Raw genomic sequence first — 16,041 nt, 5'->3', positions numbered from 1 at the left:
CTCAGCCGGCGAAGCTGAGGATGTGCATGGCGCCCGCGCCATATTCGCGGCGGTCTTCGAGGGTGAAGCCTTCGGGTAGTTCGACCGCCACCTCGCTGGCCTCTTCGAGCACCGCGATGGCGCCCGGAGCCAGCCACTTGCCCTCACGCAACTCGACCAGTGCTTTTTCGCCCAGGCCCTTGCCGTAGGGTGGATCGAGAAAGGCGAGACCGATGCCACCCATCGTGCCCGCCGGCCCGAGATCGGTCGCGTCGCGCCGCAGCAGCTTGGTAACACCACCCGCGCCAAATGCCTCGATATGATCGCGGATGAGCCCGCGGGCATCAGCCCCGGTATCCACGAAAATCACGTTTGCCGCGCCGCGCGACAGGGCTTCCAGCCCCAGCGCGCCGGTGCCGGCAAAGAGATCGATGACCCGCACGCCATCCAGATGCGGGCCCATCCGGCTCGCGAGGATGTTGAAGATGGATTCGCGCGCCCGGTCGGAAGTCGGGCGGATCGAGTCGTCGGGCGGTGAGAGCAATTGCTTGCCGCGAAACTTGCCGGCAACGATGCGCATCGCTTAACCGCGCGGCTTGCGGGGACCGCGCGGCGCGCCACCCGTCGGGCGCGGCGTACGCGGACCGGACGAGCCGCCATCCTTGCGCGGGCCGCCACGCCCCTTCGGCGCCCCTTCAGGACGCGACGGACGGCCGGGAGCAGCCTTGCCGCGCGACGGTGCGCCTTCGCCCCGTGGCGGCCGGGCAGGGCGCCCTGAGGCGCCGCCTGGACGCGAAGGACGCGAACCTGCGCCTTCCGAACGCGGACCGCGAGCCGGACCACCTTCGGACCGCGGCGGACGGCCTGAGCCTTCGGCGCGCGGACCACGTGCGGGTCGGGCCGAGGCATCGGCACTGCGCGAGCGCGGCTTGCCGCCGTCATGCGTCTTGCTGCCATAGGTGCGCTTGGGCGCGCTCGCCTTGTCGTCAAACCCGGCGGTCGAGCGCGGCGCGCGCGGCTTGCGCGTCCATTCGCCTGCCTCGCGGGTATCGGGGCGCTCGCTGTGGCCACGGCGCGGACGGTCGCTCACGGGCTTCTCGCCGCGCAGCGGCTTGCCGGTACGCGAGCGTGGCGCCTGGTCGGCATCCGCCGGCTTGCCGCGGCGCGGCTTGAACCCCTCGTCGCGCTTGCCGCGCATGGGCTTGTCGTCGTCGCCCTTCCGGCGCTGCGGTGCCGTGTATTCCATCGGCGCACGGCCGTCGTCGAAATGAATCTTGCGGGTACGCGCAGGGCGCTCGCCGCGCACAGGCTTGCCCGTATCGCGCCCCATACGGCGCGGCTCGGGCAGGTCAGACGAGAAGTCGGCCTTGGCCTCGATGGCGAGCCGGTCGCCAAGCTGATCCTGCAGCACGCGATCCTTGACGGTTTCGACCTCGCCCACCGGCAGGTCGCCGAGCTGGAACGGGCCGTAGCTGACGCGGATCAGGCGGTTGACCTCGAGGCCAAGCGCGCCTAGCACGTTCTTGACCTCGCGGTTCTTGCCTTCGCGCAGCGCAACGATCAGCCAGACATTGGAGCCCTGCTCGCGTTCGAGCGTGGCTTCGATCGGCCCGTACTTGACGCCTTCGACCTCGATGCCGTCCGCCAGCTTGTCGAGCGCCGCCTGCGTGATGCTGCCGAAAGCGCGCACGCGATAGCGGCGCAGCCAGCCGGTAGCCGGCAGTTCGAGCACCCGCTTGAGCCCGCCATCATTGGTAAGCAGCAGCAGGCCTTCGGTATTGATATCGAGCCGCCCGATAGTGAGGACGCGCGGCAACCCCTTCTCGGCGAGTGCTTCGAAGATCGTGGGACGCCCCTCGGGGTCCTTCTCGGTCACGACGAGGCCCGGCGGCTTGTGGTAGAGCCACACGCGCGTGCCCTGCCGCGCGGCGAGCGGCTTGCCGTCCACGGCGATCTTGTCGCGGTCGGTGACGTTGAAGGCCGGGGTCTTGACCACCTTGCCGTTGACCGACACGCGGCCCTCGGCGATCCAGGCCTCGGCATCGCGGCGCGAGCAGAGACCCGAGCGGGCCATGACTTTGGCCAGGCGATCGCCCATGGCCGGTGGGGTGCGGCTCTCAGTCATGCCGGACGCTTTCTTTTCATGCGGGGCCCGAAGGCGGCGCGGTTCAACGGATGCTGGAGTCGTTACCCCCTCCGCAGCCTCGGCTGCAAGAGGGGGTAGCTAAATGTCTGGCCGGAAATTGTCAGTTGTTGCTGAGGCCGAGGTCGTCCGAAAGGCTGCTGAACGGATCGCTCATGCCAGGCGACGCCGGTCCCTTGACGCCGCGCGACTGGAGCGCCTTGCGGATGGCCGGCGGGCAACGGTTATCGTCGATGCGAACGAGTTCGCCGCTCGGCGTCGCGCAAACCAGGTCGCGACCGCCAACGGTGGTGAAGTATTCGTCAGGCGGATAGTAGAGCGGGCGCTTGGTATTGGCCGTGGTTGCCATGTTGGCCGCATTCATGCGCGCCGTAAGCTGGCGGGCTTCCGCATCGGTAAGCGGGCGGCCGGAAAGCGAGCGAAGGTCGACCACGCGCGCATTGCGCAGGCGCTGGATGTCGGCTTCGGAAAGGTTGGTGGCGTCGATCTGCACCTTGCTGGAATCGACCGGGAGCATGGCGGTCTTGACGCTCTGCTGCGGAGCAGGAGCGACCGAGCCGGCCTTGGGCATGACCAGCGGGCCACGCGCTTCGATAGTCTCGGACTTGCCTTCGCCCTTGGGAACCAGCGACAGACCCTGGAGGGTAGAGGTCATCACTTCGCGCTCGAAGGTGCCCGCATCGGTCAGGGCATTGGTGCCTTCCACCGTCGTGCAGGCGGAAAGAGCCGCGCCAACCAAGAGAACCGCAGAAACGAGACCAGCCCGGGTCACGGCCGTAAGAGCGGGCCGTCGCCCGGTATTGACGTTACGCATGCAACTTTCCTTCAAGAAGCCCCTCAGGACCAAGGCGAAGCCTTATAGCCCATTGCCCCGCCTAAGACCAGATTCTGGCAGCAACGTGTTCACGGGTTGTTAAGGGCGGATTGCAGTGCGCGCAAGAGGGGGGGATGGAGGGGCAGAAAGCCGGGGTTTGGAGGCAGCATTGCGCACGACACACCGCATGCTCAGACACCCCCGATCACAATTGTCTCTTCCCCGCGACAGTCGGGGGCCCGTGAGGGAGCGCTAGCGTTACGACGCAGCGACCGTCTTCCGCCGCCCAACGCCGAGCACATCGAGGATCAGCAGGCATACGCCCAGCGTGATGGCCGCGTCGGCGATGTTGAAGATGTAGAACGAGCGCTCGCCGAGGTGGAAGTGGAAGAAATCCGCCACGGCGCCATAAAGCAGGCGATCGAGCGCATTGGATACCGCGCCGCCGATGCACATGGCCAGGCCCGCCCGCACCAGCGGGGCATCGGTGCGGAACCACCAGATGCCCAGCGCGATGATGGCGATGACCATGATCACCCCGAGCGCCGCCACGGGCAGGCTATCGAGAAGACCATAGGAAATGCCGGTATTCCAGATGAGGACGTAGTCGAAGAAATCGGTGACGCGCACCAGCTCGCCCCCCGTCCAGCCGTTCTGGCTCCACGGCTGGAACATCCCGGCCGGGCAGGGGTGCTCGGGCGAGATGCAGGCGCTGGCCACCTGGTAGAACTTCTGCCCGCGATCGAGCGCGAAGGCGATGAGCCCCACCAGGAGGCTGACGATGATCGACCCGCGGCCGCTCAAACCGGGAGACCCGCCGCCGCGCGCTCGCGCATCGCCTGGGCGTCGCGCGGGGAGAGGTCCGGGTAATCGGCTTCGGAACCGACTTCGGGCAGGATCTTCCACGAGCGGGCGCAGCGCTTGCCGCTGGCGAGCGCGGGAACCACCGCGACACCCGCCACCTCATCGAGGCGGAAGGCGTCAGCGGGGCCGTCCCCACCAATCACCTCGATGGACGAGGTGATGGCGATCTCGGCGAAATCCTGATCCTTGAGCGCCGCAAGCAGCGCCTCGTCGGAAACGAAGACCTTCGGGGCCGCTTCGAGCGAGGAGCCGATGACCTTGTTGCGGCGCTCGATTTCAAGCGCGCCGGTCACGACGCGCCGCACGGCCTTGATCTTGTCCCACCTGGCCTCGAGCTCGGCATTGCCCCAGTCCGCCGGAATTTTCGGGAACTGGCGCAGGTGCACGGACGAGGTGTCGCCGGGGAAGCGCTCGAGCCAGACCTCTTCCATGGTGAAGGGCAGGATCGGGGCCAGCCAGGCGGTGAGGCACTCGTAGAGGTGGTTGAGCACCGTGAGGGACGCGCGGCGGCGGACCGATGAGATCGGATCGCAATAGAGCGCATCCTTGCGGATGTCGAAGTAGAAGGCCGACAGCTCGATATTCATGAAGTTCGAGAGCGCGAAGACAACGCGCTTGTAGTCGAACTCCTGATAGGCCTCGCGCACGAGCGTATCGAGCTCCGAAAGCCTGTGCAGCACCAGCCGCTCAAGCTCGGGCATCTCGAAGAACGGCACGTCTTCTTCGGGCTTGTAGTGAGCCAGGTTGCCCAGCAGCCAGCGCAGCGAATTGCGCAACTTCCGGTAGGCATCCACGGTCGTCTGGATGATTTCCTTGCCCAGGCGGAGGTCTTCCGAATAATCGGCCGAGGCCACCCAGAGGCGCAGGATGTCGGCGCCGTACTGCTTGATGATCTCCTGCGGCGCAACGGTGTTGCCCAGCGACTTGCTCATCTTGCGGCCTTCGCCATCCATGGTGAAGCCATGGGTGAGGACGGAAGCGTAAGGGGCAAAGCCGTTGGTGGCGCAGCTTTCGAGGAGCGAGGAATGGAACCAGCCGCGGTGCTGGTCCGAGCCTTCCAGGTACATCGAGGCAGGGAATTGCAGGTCCGGCCATTTCTGGCGGTTGCGCAGCACCCAGGAATGGGTGGTGCCGCTCTCGAACCAGACATCGAGGATGTCGTCGATCTTTTCCCACTCGGCGGCCTTGTAGCCGTCGCCCAGGAAGCGTTCGGCGGCGCCCGCCTTGAACCAGGCGTCGGCGCCCTCTTCCTCGAAGGCCTGGCCGATGCGGTGGTTGACCGCCTCGTCCTTGAGGATCTCGCCGGTGTCCCTGTTGACGAACACCGCGATCGGCACGCCCCAGGCGCGCTGGCGCGACAGCACCCAGTCCGGGCGGTCCTCGATCATGGCGCGCAGGCGGTTCTGGCCTGCAGCGGGGTAGAACCTGGTGGCATCGATCGCCGTGAGCGCGCGATGGCGCAGTGTGTCGCCTGCCTTCCCCTCGATGTCGCGGTCCATATAGACGAACCATTGCGGGGTATTGCGATAGATCACCGGCTTCTTGGAACGCCAGGAATGCGGATACTGGTGCTTGACGCGGCCGCGGGCAACCATGGCGTTGCGCTCGGCGAGAGCCGTGATGACGCGCTGGTTGGCGTCGCCCTTCTTGCCGTTGTCGTCGATGACGCGTGCGCCGTCGAAGCCGGGTGCATCCTTGGTATAGAAGCCGGCGTCGTCGACCACATAGGGGATCGCCGTCTCGATGCCGCGCTCGTGGATTTTCCGCGAGTTGGCCATCCAGACTTCAAAGTCGTCGATGCCGTGGCCGGGAGCCGTGTGGACGAAGCCGGTACCGGCGTCGTCGGTCACATGCTCGCCGGGGAGCAGCGGCACTTCGAACTCATAGCCGCCGGCGAGGCCGCGCAATGGATGGGAGGTCGAGGTGATGTGGGCCGGATCGACATCGCCGATGCGGGCGAATTCCTCGACCTTGGCCTTGGCGAAGACCTCGGCGGCGAGCTTGTCGGCAATGATGTACTTCTCGCCCACCGAAGCCCAATTGCCCTCGGGCGCCTTGGTGACCTCGTAGAGGCCATAGGCGATCTTGGGCGAATAGGAGATGGCGCGGTTGGCGGGAATCGTCCAGGGCGTGGTGGTCCAGATGATCACCGACGCATTGAGGTCGTGGAAGGCCTTGGACGTGATCTCGCCGCCGCCTGAATGGACGGGGAACTTCACCCAGATGGTGTCGCTCTCGTAGTCGGCATATTCGATCTCGGCTTCGGCCAGCGCCGTGCGCTCGACCACCGACCACATGACGGGCTTGGAGCCGCGATAGAGCTGGCCGGTAGCGGCCACCTTCATCAGCTCGCGGGCGATCTGCGCCTCGGCATCAAAGCTCATCGTCAGGTACGGGTTGTCCCAGTCGCCGAGCACGCCCAGGCGCTTGAATTCCTCGCGCTGCACGTCGATCCAATGCTGGGCAAAGGTGCGGCACTCGGCGCGGAACTCGATGACGTCAACGGCGTCCTTGTCCTTGCCCTTGGCGCGATATTGCTCCTCGACCTTCCACTCGATGGGCAGGCCATGGCAGTCCCAGCCCGGCACATAGGCCGAGTTGTAGCCCAGCATCTGGTGCGAGCGGGAAACGAGGTCTTTCAGCGTCTTGTTGAGCGCGTGCCCGATATGGATGTTGCCGTTCGCATACGGGGGGCCGTCATGGAGCGTGAACTTGGGACGATCCTTGGCCTGCTCGCGCTGGAGCCGGTAAAGATCCATATCCGCCCAACGCTTGAGCCAAATCGGCTCCCGATCCGGCAAGCCAGCGCGCATCGGGAATTCGGTCTGGGGGAGGAAGAGCGTGGCCGAGTAGTCGTGTTCGGTCTCGACGCCCTGAGCGGTATCGGTCATCGGCTATCAACTGAAATTGGATTAGGGGGCGCTTGTAGCAAGGCAAGGCGGCGGGGGAAAGGTTCTTTTGCGTCGCGGACGGTGAGGGGGCTACCGCGTGCGGCCGAACAGGCGCTCTATGTCCTTGAGCTTCAATTCCACGTAAGTCGGCCGCCCGTGGATGCACTGGCCGGAATGCGGCGTGGCTTCCATTTCGCGCAGCAGCGCGTTCATTTCCTCGACCCGCAACCGGCGGCCGGAGCGGACCGAGCCGTGGCAGGCCATGCGGGCGATGATGGCGTCGAGCCGATCCGAGATCGCTTCGGCGCTGTCCCATTCGGCGAGGCCGTCGGCGAGATCGCGGACGAGGCCGTGAACGTCGGTTTGACCGAGCAGCGCCGGGGTTTCACGGACGGCGACGGCGCGGGGGCCGAAGCGTTCGAGATAGAGACCGAGTTTTTCGAGCGTGGGAGCGGCTTCTTCCAGCCGGTCGCAATCTTCCTGCGGCAATTCGATGACGACCGGAATGAGATGCGCCTGGCTGGCAATAGGGCCGGCGGCCATCTGGGCCTTGAAGCGCTCATAGACCAGCCGCTCATGGGCGGCATGCTGATCGACGAGAACGAGGGAATCCCCGTTCTGGGCGACGATGAAGTTCTCGAACATCTGCGCCCGGGCGGAGCCCAAGGGGTATTCCTCGGGTTCGGCGGGCACGGGGACCTCGGGGGGCGGCAGGTCTACGCGGGCGCTCGGGGGCGCGAAATCGGAAAAGGCCAGCGGGCGTGCGGGGGCGCCGTAGGCCGGGCGGTAGGCGGGCGCGTTTTCGGGGCGATAGGTTTCCTGCACCGGCTCGGCCATGGCGGGCTCGGGGGCGCGGAAGGCGTCCATCACCGATTCCGCTACGGTGCTCGACGCACGGAAGCCGGCGGCGGCAAGGGCCTCCTGAATGGCGCGGATCACCGCACCGCGCACGGCGCCCTGGTCCTTGAAGCGCAGTTCCGCTTTGGCCGGATGCACGTTGACATCGACCTCGGCCGGATCGACGGCGACGAAGAGCGCGATGACCGGGAAGCGGTCGCGGAAGACGAAATCGGCATAGGCGGCGCGCACGGCGCCGAGCAGCACCTTGTCGCGCACCGAGCGTCCGTTGACGAAATAGAACTGCGACAGGCTGTTGGCGCGCGAATAGGTGGGCAGGCCCGCGAGCCCTGCCACCACGATGCCGTGGCGGGCAAAGCCCAGCGGCGCGGCGTTTTCGGAAAAGTCGTCGCCCATGACCTGGCTGAGGCGGGCGGCAAGCGCGCCTTCCCCGGTGATGCCGGGCCAGTTGAGGGTGGAGCGGTCCGAGCCATCGAGTACGAAGTGCACATGCGGATTGGCCATGGCGAGACGCTTGACCGTGTCGGTGATCGCTGCGGCCTCGGCGCGGTCGGTCTTGAGGAATTTGAGGCGGGCGGGGACGGCGGCGAAGAGGTTGCGCACGTCGAGGATCGTGCCCTTGTTCATCGCCTGCGGAACCGGCCCGCGCTTGACGCCGCGCCGCACTTCGAGGCGCAGCCCGCTCTCGGCGCCATCGGGGCGCGAGGAGACGGCGAGGTCCGATACCGAACCGATGGAGGCCAGGGCCTCGCCACGGAAGCCCAGGGTGCGGATGTCGTCGAGGTCGTCGGCCTGGAGCTTGGAGGTCGCGTGGCGCTCGACGGAGAGAACCAAATCGGCTTCGTCCATGCCGCATCCGTCATCCTCGATGCGGATCTGCGTCTTGCCGCCGCCGGCGGTGGTGATGACGATCCTGGAAGCGCCGGCATCGATGGCGTTCTCGACCAGTTCCTTGACCACGCTCGCCGGCCGCTCGACGACTTCGCCGGCGGCAATGCGATTGATGAGGTCTTCGGGAAGCTGGCGGATAGACAAGAGGTGATTCTCCTTTGCCGCCAGCATAGGGGATGTAGGGGAGGGTGTTGACCCGGAAATGGCGGGGACGGAGTTTGGGGTTCCCCCTCCCTAGCCCTCCCTGCAAGGGGGAGGGTGGGGTTTGTTGCGCGATCTGACCAAAGACACCCACCCTCCCCCTTGCAGGGAGGGCTAGGGAGGGGGAAGGCCAAGGGAGGGGGAAGGCCAAGGGCCCGAACCCTTCACCACCAAACCCAAACCTGCTACCAACCGCCCATGACCGTTCCCCAATCCCCGATGGACCTTGCCCTCGCGCTGGCCGAGGAGGCTGCCGCCAATGGTGAGGCGCCGATTGGGGCGGTGATCGTGGAAAACGGCAAGGTTCTTGCGGCCGAGCGGAACCGGATGCGGGCGCTCAACGATCCGACGGCGCATGCGGAGATGCTGGCGATCAGGAAGGCGCTGGAGGTGCGGGGGACCGGGCGGCTCGATGGGTGCGATCTTTACGTGACGCTCGAGCCTTGCGCCATGTGCGCCGGTGCCATCGCGCATGTGCGGTTGCGGCGGCTTTACTATGGGGCGGACGATCCCAAGGCCGGGGCGGTGGACAACGGCGTGCACCTCTTCGCGCAGCCAACCTGCCACCACGCGCCGGAGGTCATCGCCGGTGCAGGCGAACGGCGCTCCCGGCAGCTCCTGAAAGATTTCTTTGCCGGCTTGCGATAAAGGCCTCGATGCTGGCCTCGACCTGGCGCTTGAAGCGGTCCTTGTCGGCATCGACATGGGCGATGATTTCGCGCACGCGCCAGAATTCGTGGGCGCCGAACAGCGACAGATGCGGGCGCACATAGACATCGGGCGGGTAGGCGGCCATGGCGTTGGCGATGAGCTGGTGCATCATGATCTGCGCCGAGCCGAACCAGACGTCGAGCGGGCGGTAATCCTGGCGCGGCTGTTCGGCGGCGTCGCCGTTGACGTCGATGCCGATGAGAATGTCGGTATCGGCCGCCGCCTGGTCGAGCGGCAGCGGATTGACCACGCTGCCATCGACGAGGAGGTGCCCGGCATAGCGTACCGGCTTGAAGAGCGTCGGAATGGCGATGGAGGCGGCGATGGCGGGGCGCAGCGCGCCGGAATTGAAGACGACCTGATGCCAGGATTGGAAATCGGTGGCGACGGCATAGAGCGGGATCGAAAGCTCGGAGAAATCGGCGGGGAAGCTGTCGGGTACGAAACTGTCGACAACGCGCGCCGCATCGAGCTGGAGCGGGATGCCGTTGTGGAGGATGCCGGCGAAGCGCGGCACATGCGTGGCCCAGAGCCGCCCCATGATGGTGCGCGTCGTGCCCAGCACCCCATAGGAATGCTCGCGTAGTTCGGCGCCGGTCATGCCGGCGGCCCAGCCGGCGCCGATCAGGGCGCCGATGGAGGTGCCGGCGATCACGGCGGGCTTGAGGCCGAGTTCGTCCAGGGCTTCGATATAGGGAATATGCGTGAGGCCGCGGGCCGATCCGCCACCCAGGGCCACGCCGATACGAGGTTCCGCGCCGCTCCACACTTTCGTGCCGGGCTCCTTGCCCTTGCGCCGCAGGGCATCGGCCAGCCTGCGCCCCCGTTCGACGAGCGGGAGGGCCGCTGGCTCGGCCTTGACGCCAGGAAAGGTTAGGCCTTCAAGGTTGACGATTGGTTCAGGCGCGAGTCCGGGCGATTGCGCGCCATCCGATGTCGCGTCGCGAAAAGCCGTCCGGCCAATCAATTGCATCAACCGCTCGGTAAGCACGCTCCTGCGCCTCCTCGACGGAGGACCCAAGCGCCGTGACGTTGAGCACACGTCCCCCTATGGCGAGTAAACGCTCGCCATCACGGCGAGTTCCGGCATGGAACACCCGGAGTGTGTCGGTGTCGAGGCTCTCCGCCCCCCGTATTTCGGTGCCCTTCTGGTAACTTCCGGGGTAGCCCCGGCTCGCCAGAACGACGGTGAGGGCCGTGCGCGGATCCCACTCGGCGGTATGGCCAGCGAGCCCGCCCGTGGCGGTGGCGAGGAGCAGGTCGAGCAGGTCCGACTTGAGGCGCATCATCAGCACCTGCGTCTCGGGGTCGCCGAAACGGGCATTGTATTCGATGAGCTTGGGGCCGTCCTTTGTGAGCATGAGCCCGGCGAAAAGCACGCCCTGGTAAGGCGTGCCGCGCGCGGCCATGCCGGAAATGGTCGGCGCGATGATTTCGGCAAGCGTGCGTTCCATGAGTTCGGGCGTCATGACCGGAGCGGGCGAATAGGCGCCCATGCCGCCGGTATTGGGGCCCCTGTCGCCATCGAAGGCGCGCTTGTGGTCCTGAGCCGTGGCCAGCGGGAGGGAATTTATCCCGTCGCAGAGAACGAAGACCGAGACTTCCTCGCCTTCGAGGAATTCCTCGATCACGACTTCGGCGCCGGATGCGCCGAAGGCTCCGGCGAAGCAATCGCGGATGGCGGCTTCGGCTTCTTCGAGCGTCATGGCGACGGTAACGCCTTTGCCGAGTGCCAGGCCATCGGCCTTGATGACGATGGGCGCGCCCTGCTCGCGGACATAGGCGAGGGCGGGGGCTTCAGCGTCGAATTTTGCATAGGCGGCAGTGGGGATGCCCATCTCGTCGCAGAGCGCCTTGGTGAAGCTCTTCGAGCCCTCGAGCTGCGCCGCCTGTTTGGATGGACCGAAGCAGGGGATGCCGATGGCGCGGACGTCGTCGCCGAGCCCAGCCACCACCTGGGCATCGGGGCCTATGACGACGAAGTCGATGTTTTGGGACTTTACGAAGTCGAGGACTGCCGCGTGATCGTTGGGATCGAGGGCGACGTTCTCGGCCACCTTTGCCGTGCCGGCATTGCCGGGGGCGACGAAGAGCTTTTCGAGTTTGGGAGATTTGGCGAGAGCCCAGGCCAAAGCGTGCTCGCGCCCGCCGGAACCGATGAGAAGTACGCGCATATGGGGCTCCCAGTTCGCCAAGGACTCCGGTTCCCCTCGCCCCTTGAGGGAGAGGGTGGACCCGCGCAGCGGGGACGGGTGAGGGGTCTGCCGCACGCGCTATGCCAGCGGCTGGATCACGAACCCCTCATCCGCCCTTCGGGCACCTTCTCCCTCAAGGGGAGAAGGGCAGCCGTGCCTTGGGCGGGCTCGGCCGCCCGATAACATGCCCGCCGCGCCTTCGCCACCCTTGACGGACTCGGCGCCATCGCGCACCTCTCCGGTATGGCCGAACAACTCACCAACGCTGCCGAATATACCGTCTCCGAGATCGCCCAGGCCGTTCGCCGCACCGTCGAGGAGAATTTCGACTATGTGCGCGTGCGCGGCGAGATTTCGGGCTATCGCGGGCAGCATTCGTCCGGGCATGCCTATTTCACGCTCAAGGATGCCGACGCCTCGATCGACGCGGTGGTCTGGCGTGGCAGCTTTGCCCGGCTGGCTTTCAAGCCCGAGGAAGGGTTGGAGATCATCGCCTCGGGGCGCCTGACGACCTTCCCGCGTTCGTCCAAATACCAGATCGTCATCGAGAACATCGAGCCGGCCGGTGCCGGCGCGCTGATGGCGCTGGTCGAGGAGCGGCGCAAGAAGCTGGCAGCGGAAGGGCTCTTCGCCAAAGAGCGTAAGCGCCCGCTGCCCTATCTGCCGCGCGTCATCGGCGTCGTGACCTCGCCGACCGGCGCGGTGATCCGCGATATCCTCCATCGGCTCGAAGACCGCTTTCCCACGCACGTCATCGTCTGGCCGGTGCGCGTGCAGGGCGATACCTGCGCACCGGAAGTTTCGGCGGCCATTGCCGGGTTCAACGCGCTGCCCGAGGACGGTCCCATCGCACGGCCGGACCTGCTGATTGTCGCGCGCGGCGGCGGCTCCATCGAAGACCTCTGGGGCTTCAACGAGGAAATGGTGGTGCGCGCCGTGGCGGCGAGCCGCATTCCCATCATCTCGGCGGTGGGCCACGAGACCGACACCACCCTCATCGACTACGCCGCCGATATGCGCGCGCCCACCCCCACGGCGGCAGCCGAGGCGGCGGTGCCGGTGCGCTCCGAACTCATCGCCTATGTCGATGACCAGGGCGCGCGCCAGCGCATGGCGGCGCGGCGGATTCTCTCGAACTATCGCGACCGGCTGCGGGCGGCGTCGGCGGGATTGCCTCGCCCGGCCGACCTCATCGCCACCGCCCAGCAGCGGCTCGACCACGCCTCCTCGAACCTGCTGGCCGCCCTGCGGCACGCCAAGCAGATCAAGGAAATCCAGCTGGCGCGCGTCACCTCGCGCCTCTCGCTGTCGACGCTCGAAGCCACCGTGCATCGCGCCCGGCTGCGCTACGATCCCGTCGCGGCGCGCGCCGAACCGGCGTTCAAGCGCATGGTCTCGGACCGTCGCCAGCGCATCGACAGCCTCGGCAAGCTGCTGCTGACGCTGGGCTACAAGTCTGTGCTGGCGCGCGGCTATGCCATCGTCAAGGATGCGGGCGGCGAGCTCGTGCGCGGCAGAGAGTTCCTGGCGGAAGGCGATGCCCTGCGCATCGAATTCGCCGATGGCGAGGTGCCGGTGACCGTGGGCGAGGGGGCAGGGCCGTCGGGGCGGCCTCTACCTTCCGTTAAGCCCAAGAAGCCGCGTTCCTCGCAAGACCGTGATGATGAGCAGCCGGACCTCTTTTGACTGCCACATTTCCCCTCTATATGAGGGGGAACACAGTGAGCATTTGGCCGGACGCGCGGGGGCGAGGACGCCATGAATATCTTCGATAAGGGGTTCACCCCTTCGGAAGCACAAATCCGCTATCTCGATGGCGACTTCGTGGTCATGAAGCCCGGCAGCTTCGTGCGCTGCGCCATCACGGGCAAGCCCATTCCGGTTGACGAACTCAGCTACTGGAGCGTCGATCGGCAGGAGCCTTACGCCGATGCCACCGCCGCCTACCAGGCCTATCAGCGTTATGGCCTGAACGGCTGACCGCCGTGACCGAAGCGTCCGGTCCGCGGCGCCTGCTTTTCGTTTCCACCAGTTCCGGAGAAGACTCGGTCGCAGCCGAGATCATTCGCCGGCTGCCTGAAGGCTTCATCGTGGAAGCCTATGCGGCGGTGGGAGAAGGCACGGCCTATCATGGTCTCTGTCCTCTCGTGGGTCCGCGCGCGCAGATGCCGCGCTGGCGGCGTCCGCGCTTTTCCGTGCCGCACGATTTCGGCCTCAACAACGTGCGGGCCTTCTGGCCCGGCGTGCAATTTCTCCGCCGCGTCCGCAGGAGCTATGATCGCGTCGTCGTCGTGGGCGATGTCGCAGCGCTCGCCGGCTGCTGGGCCGCCGGCATCCGCGAGGCCATCTACCTCGATCTCCACCGCACCGGCCACGCCCGGCCCTATACCGCCGTTGAGCGGCAATTGATCGGCCACACCGTCGCGCTGACCTTCTGCCGCCACGAAGAGCTCGCCGCGTCCCTTCGCGCCGATGGGCACCAGGCTCGCTCGGTCGGCAACGTCCTCATGGATTGCGTCCCTTATGGCGACTACGACGCCATGGCCCGCCGCACCCAACCGACCGCCGTCACGCTCCTCCCCGGCAGCCGTGCCGGCAACAGCGAGAGCTTCGCGCTGCAGATGGACGCCCTCCGCGCCCTCCCGCCGCAGGATCTGCCCGATATCTTCCTCGCCGTGGCCGGGTCCGTCTCCATCGACGATCTCGCCAAGGCCGCCAAGCTCCACCGCTCGGGCCTTCTCACCGGCCAGTCGGGCGATCTCTCCACCCTGCGCGACGAGCGCCTCACCGTCCACATGGCCAGAGGTTCGGCGCTGGGCAATCTCATCGAGGCATCCGATATCGTGCTGTCGCAGGCAGATACTGCCACCGTCCAGGCTATCGGCCTCGGCCGTCCGGTCATCAACTTCCGCTCCTTCCGCGATCGCGGTGCGCGCTACCGCGACGAGCAGGGGCTTTTCGGCATCGCCCGTATCGTCACGCTTCCCGAAGTCGGCAGCGTGTCGCAGGCCCTGCGCGTGCTGATCGCCAATCCCGACGAGCGGGCGCGGATCGGGGCAATCGCCCGCGAACGTGTCGGCGGAGCCGGTGCGATCCGCGAGGTGGTGGAAGGCATTGTTGCCTGAGCTTGCCAAGCCCGGTACGAGCGGCCTAACTGCGCCCATGACAGCGCGCTTCCTCTTCATCGCCAACGGCAATGGCGAAGATTCCATCGCCGCCGAGATCATCTCGCGCCTGCCCGCGGGCCATGTCGCCGACGCCTACCCGGTGGTCGGCCAGGGCCGCGCCTATGAGGGGCTGGCGCCGCTGGTCGGCCCGCGCTTCGATATTCCCTCCGAGGGCTGGCGGCACACGAAGGGTTCGGTCGCCCGCGATGTCAGGGGCGGCATGCTCTCGAGCATTCGCCCGGCCTTGAGCTTCCTGCGCTCGGCCCGCGGGCGCTACGACAAGGTGGTTGTAGTCGGCGACAATGTCGGCCCCATCCTCTGCCTCCTAGCGGGCCTGCCGATCGACGTCTATCTGGACGTCTTCAAGTCCGGCTTCGCCCACACCTATTCCGCCCCCGAGCGCTGGCTGATCCGCCGCACCTGCAAGACCGTCTTCACCCGTGACGCCATGCTGGCCGAAACCCTCGCACGCGCCGGCATCGACGCCCGCGCCGCCGGCAATGTCATGCTCGACACCACCACCTACGGCCAATACGACGCCACCGCGCGCCGTACCCGCCCGCTGGCCGTCACGCTCCTTCCCGGCAGCCGCGCCACCACCGGCGAGAGCCTGGCGCTTCAGGTCGACGCCCTGCGCCAACTGCCGCCCGACCTGCGTCCCGACATCTTCGTCGCGGTCGCCGGCGGCATCGCCCCCACCACGCTCGCGCAGGCTACGGGCCTCACCCATCAACCACCGACTTCAGGCGAAACCGCCGACCTCGGCACGCTCGCCGGCGACGGCCTCACGCTCCACCTCGCCACCGGCGTGACCGGCAACCTGATCGAAGCCTCCGATGTCGTGCTCTCCCAGGCCGGCACCGCTACCCAGCAGGCCCTCGGCCTCGGCCGCCCCGTCATCACCTTCGACCGCCCCGACAATCGCCGCAAGCGCATGGCCGACGAACAGGCCCTGATGGGCGAATCCCGCGAACTGGTCCCCCAGGACGCAACCGCATTGGCGACCGCAACCGCACGCCTGCTCTCCGACAGCGCAGAACGCACACGCCGCGGCGAAATCGGCGCCGAGCGACTGGGCCCCTTCGGCGCCGCCGCCAAAATCGTCCAACGCCTCCTGGAGCCATAAACGCGACCGCTCCCCATCGCCCTCTCCCCTTGAGGGAGAGGGTGCCCGAAGGGCGGGTGAGGGGTTCTCTCCCCAAACGCAATCAGGAAGAGGCGCCGGCCGCTCAGTTTCGCTCTCGCCCCCGTTCTTGCCCGTCCTCCCGCACGTCCCCCACCACCGCACTTCCCCGGCCGCAGAGCCGGGGCCCACGGATGCCTCCAC

General features: G+C 66.9%; 13 protein-coding genes. 5 read left to right on the top strand and 8 right to left on the bottom strand.

Translation table 11 applies throughout. From position 1 onward, the window contains the following. Position 1: 1 nt before the first annotated feature. From rsmD to mutL, 6 genes are all read right to left on the bottom strand, one after another. Entirely contained in the window at positions 2-559 is a 558-nt protein-coding gene (gene rsmD / locus JNE37_RS02495; RefSeq protein WP_203065203.1) for a 16S rRNA (guanine(966)-N(2))-methyltransferase RsmD, read from the bottom strand. A gap of 3 nt (positions 560-562) precedes the next feature. Continuing rightward, positions 563-2,104 (bottom strand): pseudouridine synthase, encoded by a 1,542-nt coding sequence (locus tag JNE37_RS02490; RefSeq protein WP_203065202.1) that lies wholly within the window; start codon positions 2,102-2,104, stop codon positions 563-565. A 121-nt stretch (positions 2,105-2,225) separates the two neighbouring features. Further along, positions 2,226-2,936, bottom strand: coding sequence for a hypothetical protein (locus JNE37_RS02485; protein ID WP_035035366.1), 711 nt, complete (start codon positions 2,934-2,936; stop codon positions 2,226-2,228). A 258-nt stretch (positions 2,937-3,194) separates the two neighbouring features. Continuing rightward, positions 3,195-3,740, bottom strand: a complete 546-nt coding sequence (gene lspA / locus JNE37_RS02480; RefSeq protein WP_203065201.1) for a signal peptidase II — start codon at positions 3,738-3,740, stop codon at positions 3,195-3,197. Continuing rightward, the gene (gene ileS / locus JNE37_RS02475) at positions 3,737-6,691 is read right to left on the bottom strand and encodes an isoleucine--tRNA ligase (protein WP_203065200.1); all 2,955 of its coding nucleotides are present in this window, start codon (positions 6,689-6,691) and stop codon (positions 3,737-3,739) included. The genes lspA and ileS overlap by 4 nt, the downstream gene beginning before the upstream one ends. Positions 6,692-6,781: 90 nt before the next feature. Continuing rightward, positions 6,782-8,584 (bottom strand): DNA mismatch repair endonuclease MutL, encoded by a 1,803-nt coding sequence (gene mutL, locus JNE37_RS02470; RefSeq protein WP_203065199.1) that lies wholly within the window; start codon positions 8,582-8,584, stop codon positions 6,782-6,784. Positions 8,585-8,839: 255 nt separating this feature from the next. Between mutL and JNE37_RS02465 the strand changes: the two genes are divergently transcribed. Further along, positions 8,840-9,289, top strand: a complete 450-nt coding sequence (locus JNE37_RS02465; RefSeq protein WP_203065198.1) for a nucleoside deaminase — start codon at positions 8,840-8,842, stop codon at positions 9,287-9,289. Here JNE37_RS02465 and JNE37_RS02460 read toward each other — a convergent pair. Both JNE37_RS02460 and purD read right to left on the bottom strand, forming a co-directional pair. Continuing rightward, positions 9,222-10,325: a patatin-like phospholipase family protein gene (locus JNE37_RS02460; RefSeq protein WP_203065197.1), complete on the bottom strand. Its 1,104-nt coding sequence runs from the start codon at positions 10,323-10,325 to the stop codon at positions 9,222-9,224. The two genes, JNE37_RS02465 and JNE37_RS02460, sit on opposite strands and share 68 nt — an antisense overlap. Further along, a complete protein-coding gene (purD, locus tag JNE37_RS02455; RefSeq protein WP_203065196.1) occupies positions 10,252-11,526 on the bottom strand; it encodes a phosphoribosylamine--glycine ligase in 1,275 nt (424 codons plus the stop codon). The genes JNE37_RS02460 and purD overlap by 74 nt, the downstream gene beginning before the upstream one ends. Before the next feature lie 264 nt (positions 11,527-11,790). Between purD and xseA the strand changes: the two genes are divergently transcribed. The 4 genes from xseA (at position 11,791) to JNE37_RS02435 (ending at position 15,840) form a co-directional block, all read left to right on the top strand. Then, entirely contained in the window at positions 11,791-13,233 is a 1,443-nt protein-coding gene (gene xseA, locus JNE37_RS02450; protein ID WP_203065195.1) for an exodeoxyribonuclease VII large subunit, read from the top strand. A gap of 72 nt (positions 13,234-13,305) precedes the next feature. Continuing rightward, positions 13,306-13,527: a DUF2093 domain-containing protein gene (locus JNE37_RS02445; RefSeq protein ID WP_035035384.1), complete on the top strand. Its 222-nt coding sequence runs from the start codon at positions 13,306-13,308 to the stop codon at positions 13,525-13,527. 5 nt (positions 13,528-13,532) lie between these two features. Continuing rightward, the gene (locus JNE37_RS02440; RefSeq protein ID WP_203065194.1) at positions 13,533-14,672 is read left to right on the top strand and encodes a hypothetical protein; all 1,140 of its coding nucleotides are present in this window, start codon (positions 13,533-13,535) and stop codon (positions 14,670-14,672) included. Beyond that, complete coding sequence (locus JNE37_RS02435) at positions 14,665-15,840, top strand: hypothetical protein (protein ID WP_203065193.1); 1,176 nt, start codon at positions 14,665-14,667, stop codon at positions 15,838-15,840. Before JNE37_RS02440 ends, JNE37_RS02435 begins: the two co-directional genes overlap by 8 nt. Positions 15,841-16,041: the final 201 nt, after the last annotated feature.

It is taken from the genome of Paradevosia shaoguanensis (assembly GCF_016801025.1).
GTDB classification, from domain to species: Bacteria; Pseudomonadota; Alphaproteobacteria; order Rhizobiales; family Devosiaceae; genus Paradevosia; species Paradevosia shaoguanensis.
Note: the sequence above shows the minus strand (reverse complement) of the source record. Positions and strands in the feature narration are given on the sequence as shown.

Bases quoted from the DNA above. Each gene is read 5' to 3' on its own strand.
- rsmD (WP_203065203.1), bottom strand. From the start codon at position 559: ATGCGCATCGTTGCCGGCAAGTTTCGCGGCAAGCAATTGCTCTCACCG.
- JNE37_RS02490 (WP_203065202.1), bottom strand. From the start codon at position 2,104: ATGACTGAGAGCCGCACCCCACCGGCCATGGGCGATCGCCTGGCCAAA.
- JNE37_RS02485 (WP_035035366.1), bottom strand. From the start codon at position 2,936: ATGCGTAACGTCAATACCGGGCGACGGCCCGCTCTTACGGCCGTGACC.
- ileS (WP_203065200.1), bottom strand. From the start codon at position 6,691: ATGACCGATACCGCTCAGGGCGTCGAGACCGAACACGACTACTCGGCC.
- JNE37_RS02465 (WP_203065198.1), top strand. From the start codon at position 8,840: ATGACCGTTCCCCAATCCCCGATGGACCTTGCCCTCGCGCTGGCCGAG.
- JNE37_RS02460 (WP_203065197.1), bottom strand. From the start codon at position 10,325: ATGCAATTGATTGGCCGGACGGCTTTTCGCGACGCGACATCGGATGGC.
- purD (WP_203065196.1), bottom strand. From the start codon at position 11,526: ATGCGCGTACTTCTCATCGGTTCCGGCGGGCGCGAGCACGCTTTGGCC.
- xseA (WP_203065195.1), top strand. From the start codon at position 11,791: ATGGCCGAACAACTCACCAACGCTGCCGAATATACCGTCTCCGAGATC.
- JNE37_RS02445 (WP_035035384.1), top strand. From the start codon at position 13,306: ATGAATATCTTCGATAAGGGGTTCACCCCTTCGGAAGCACAAATCCGC.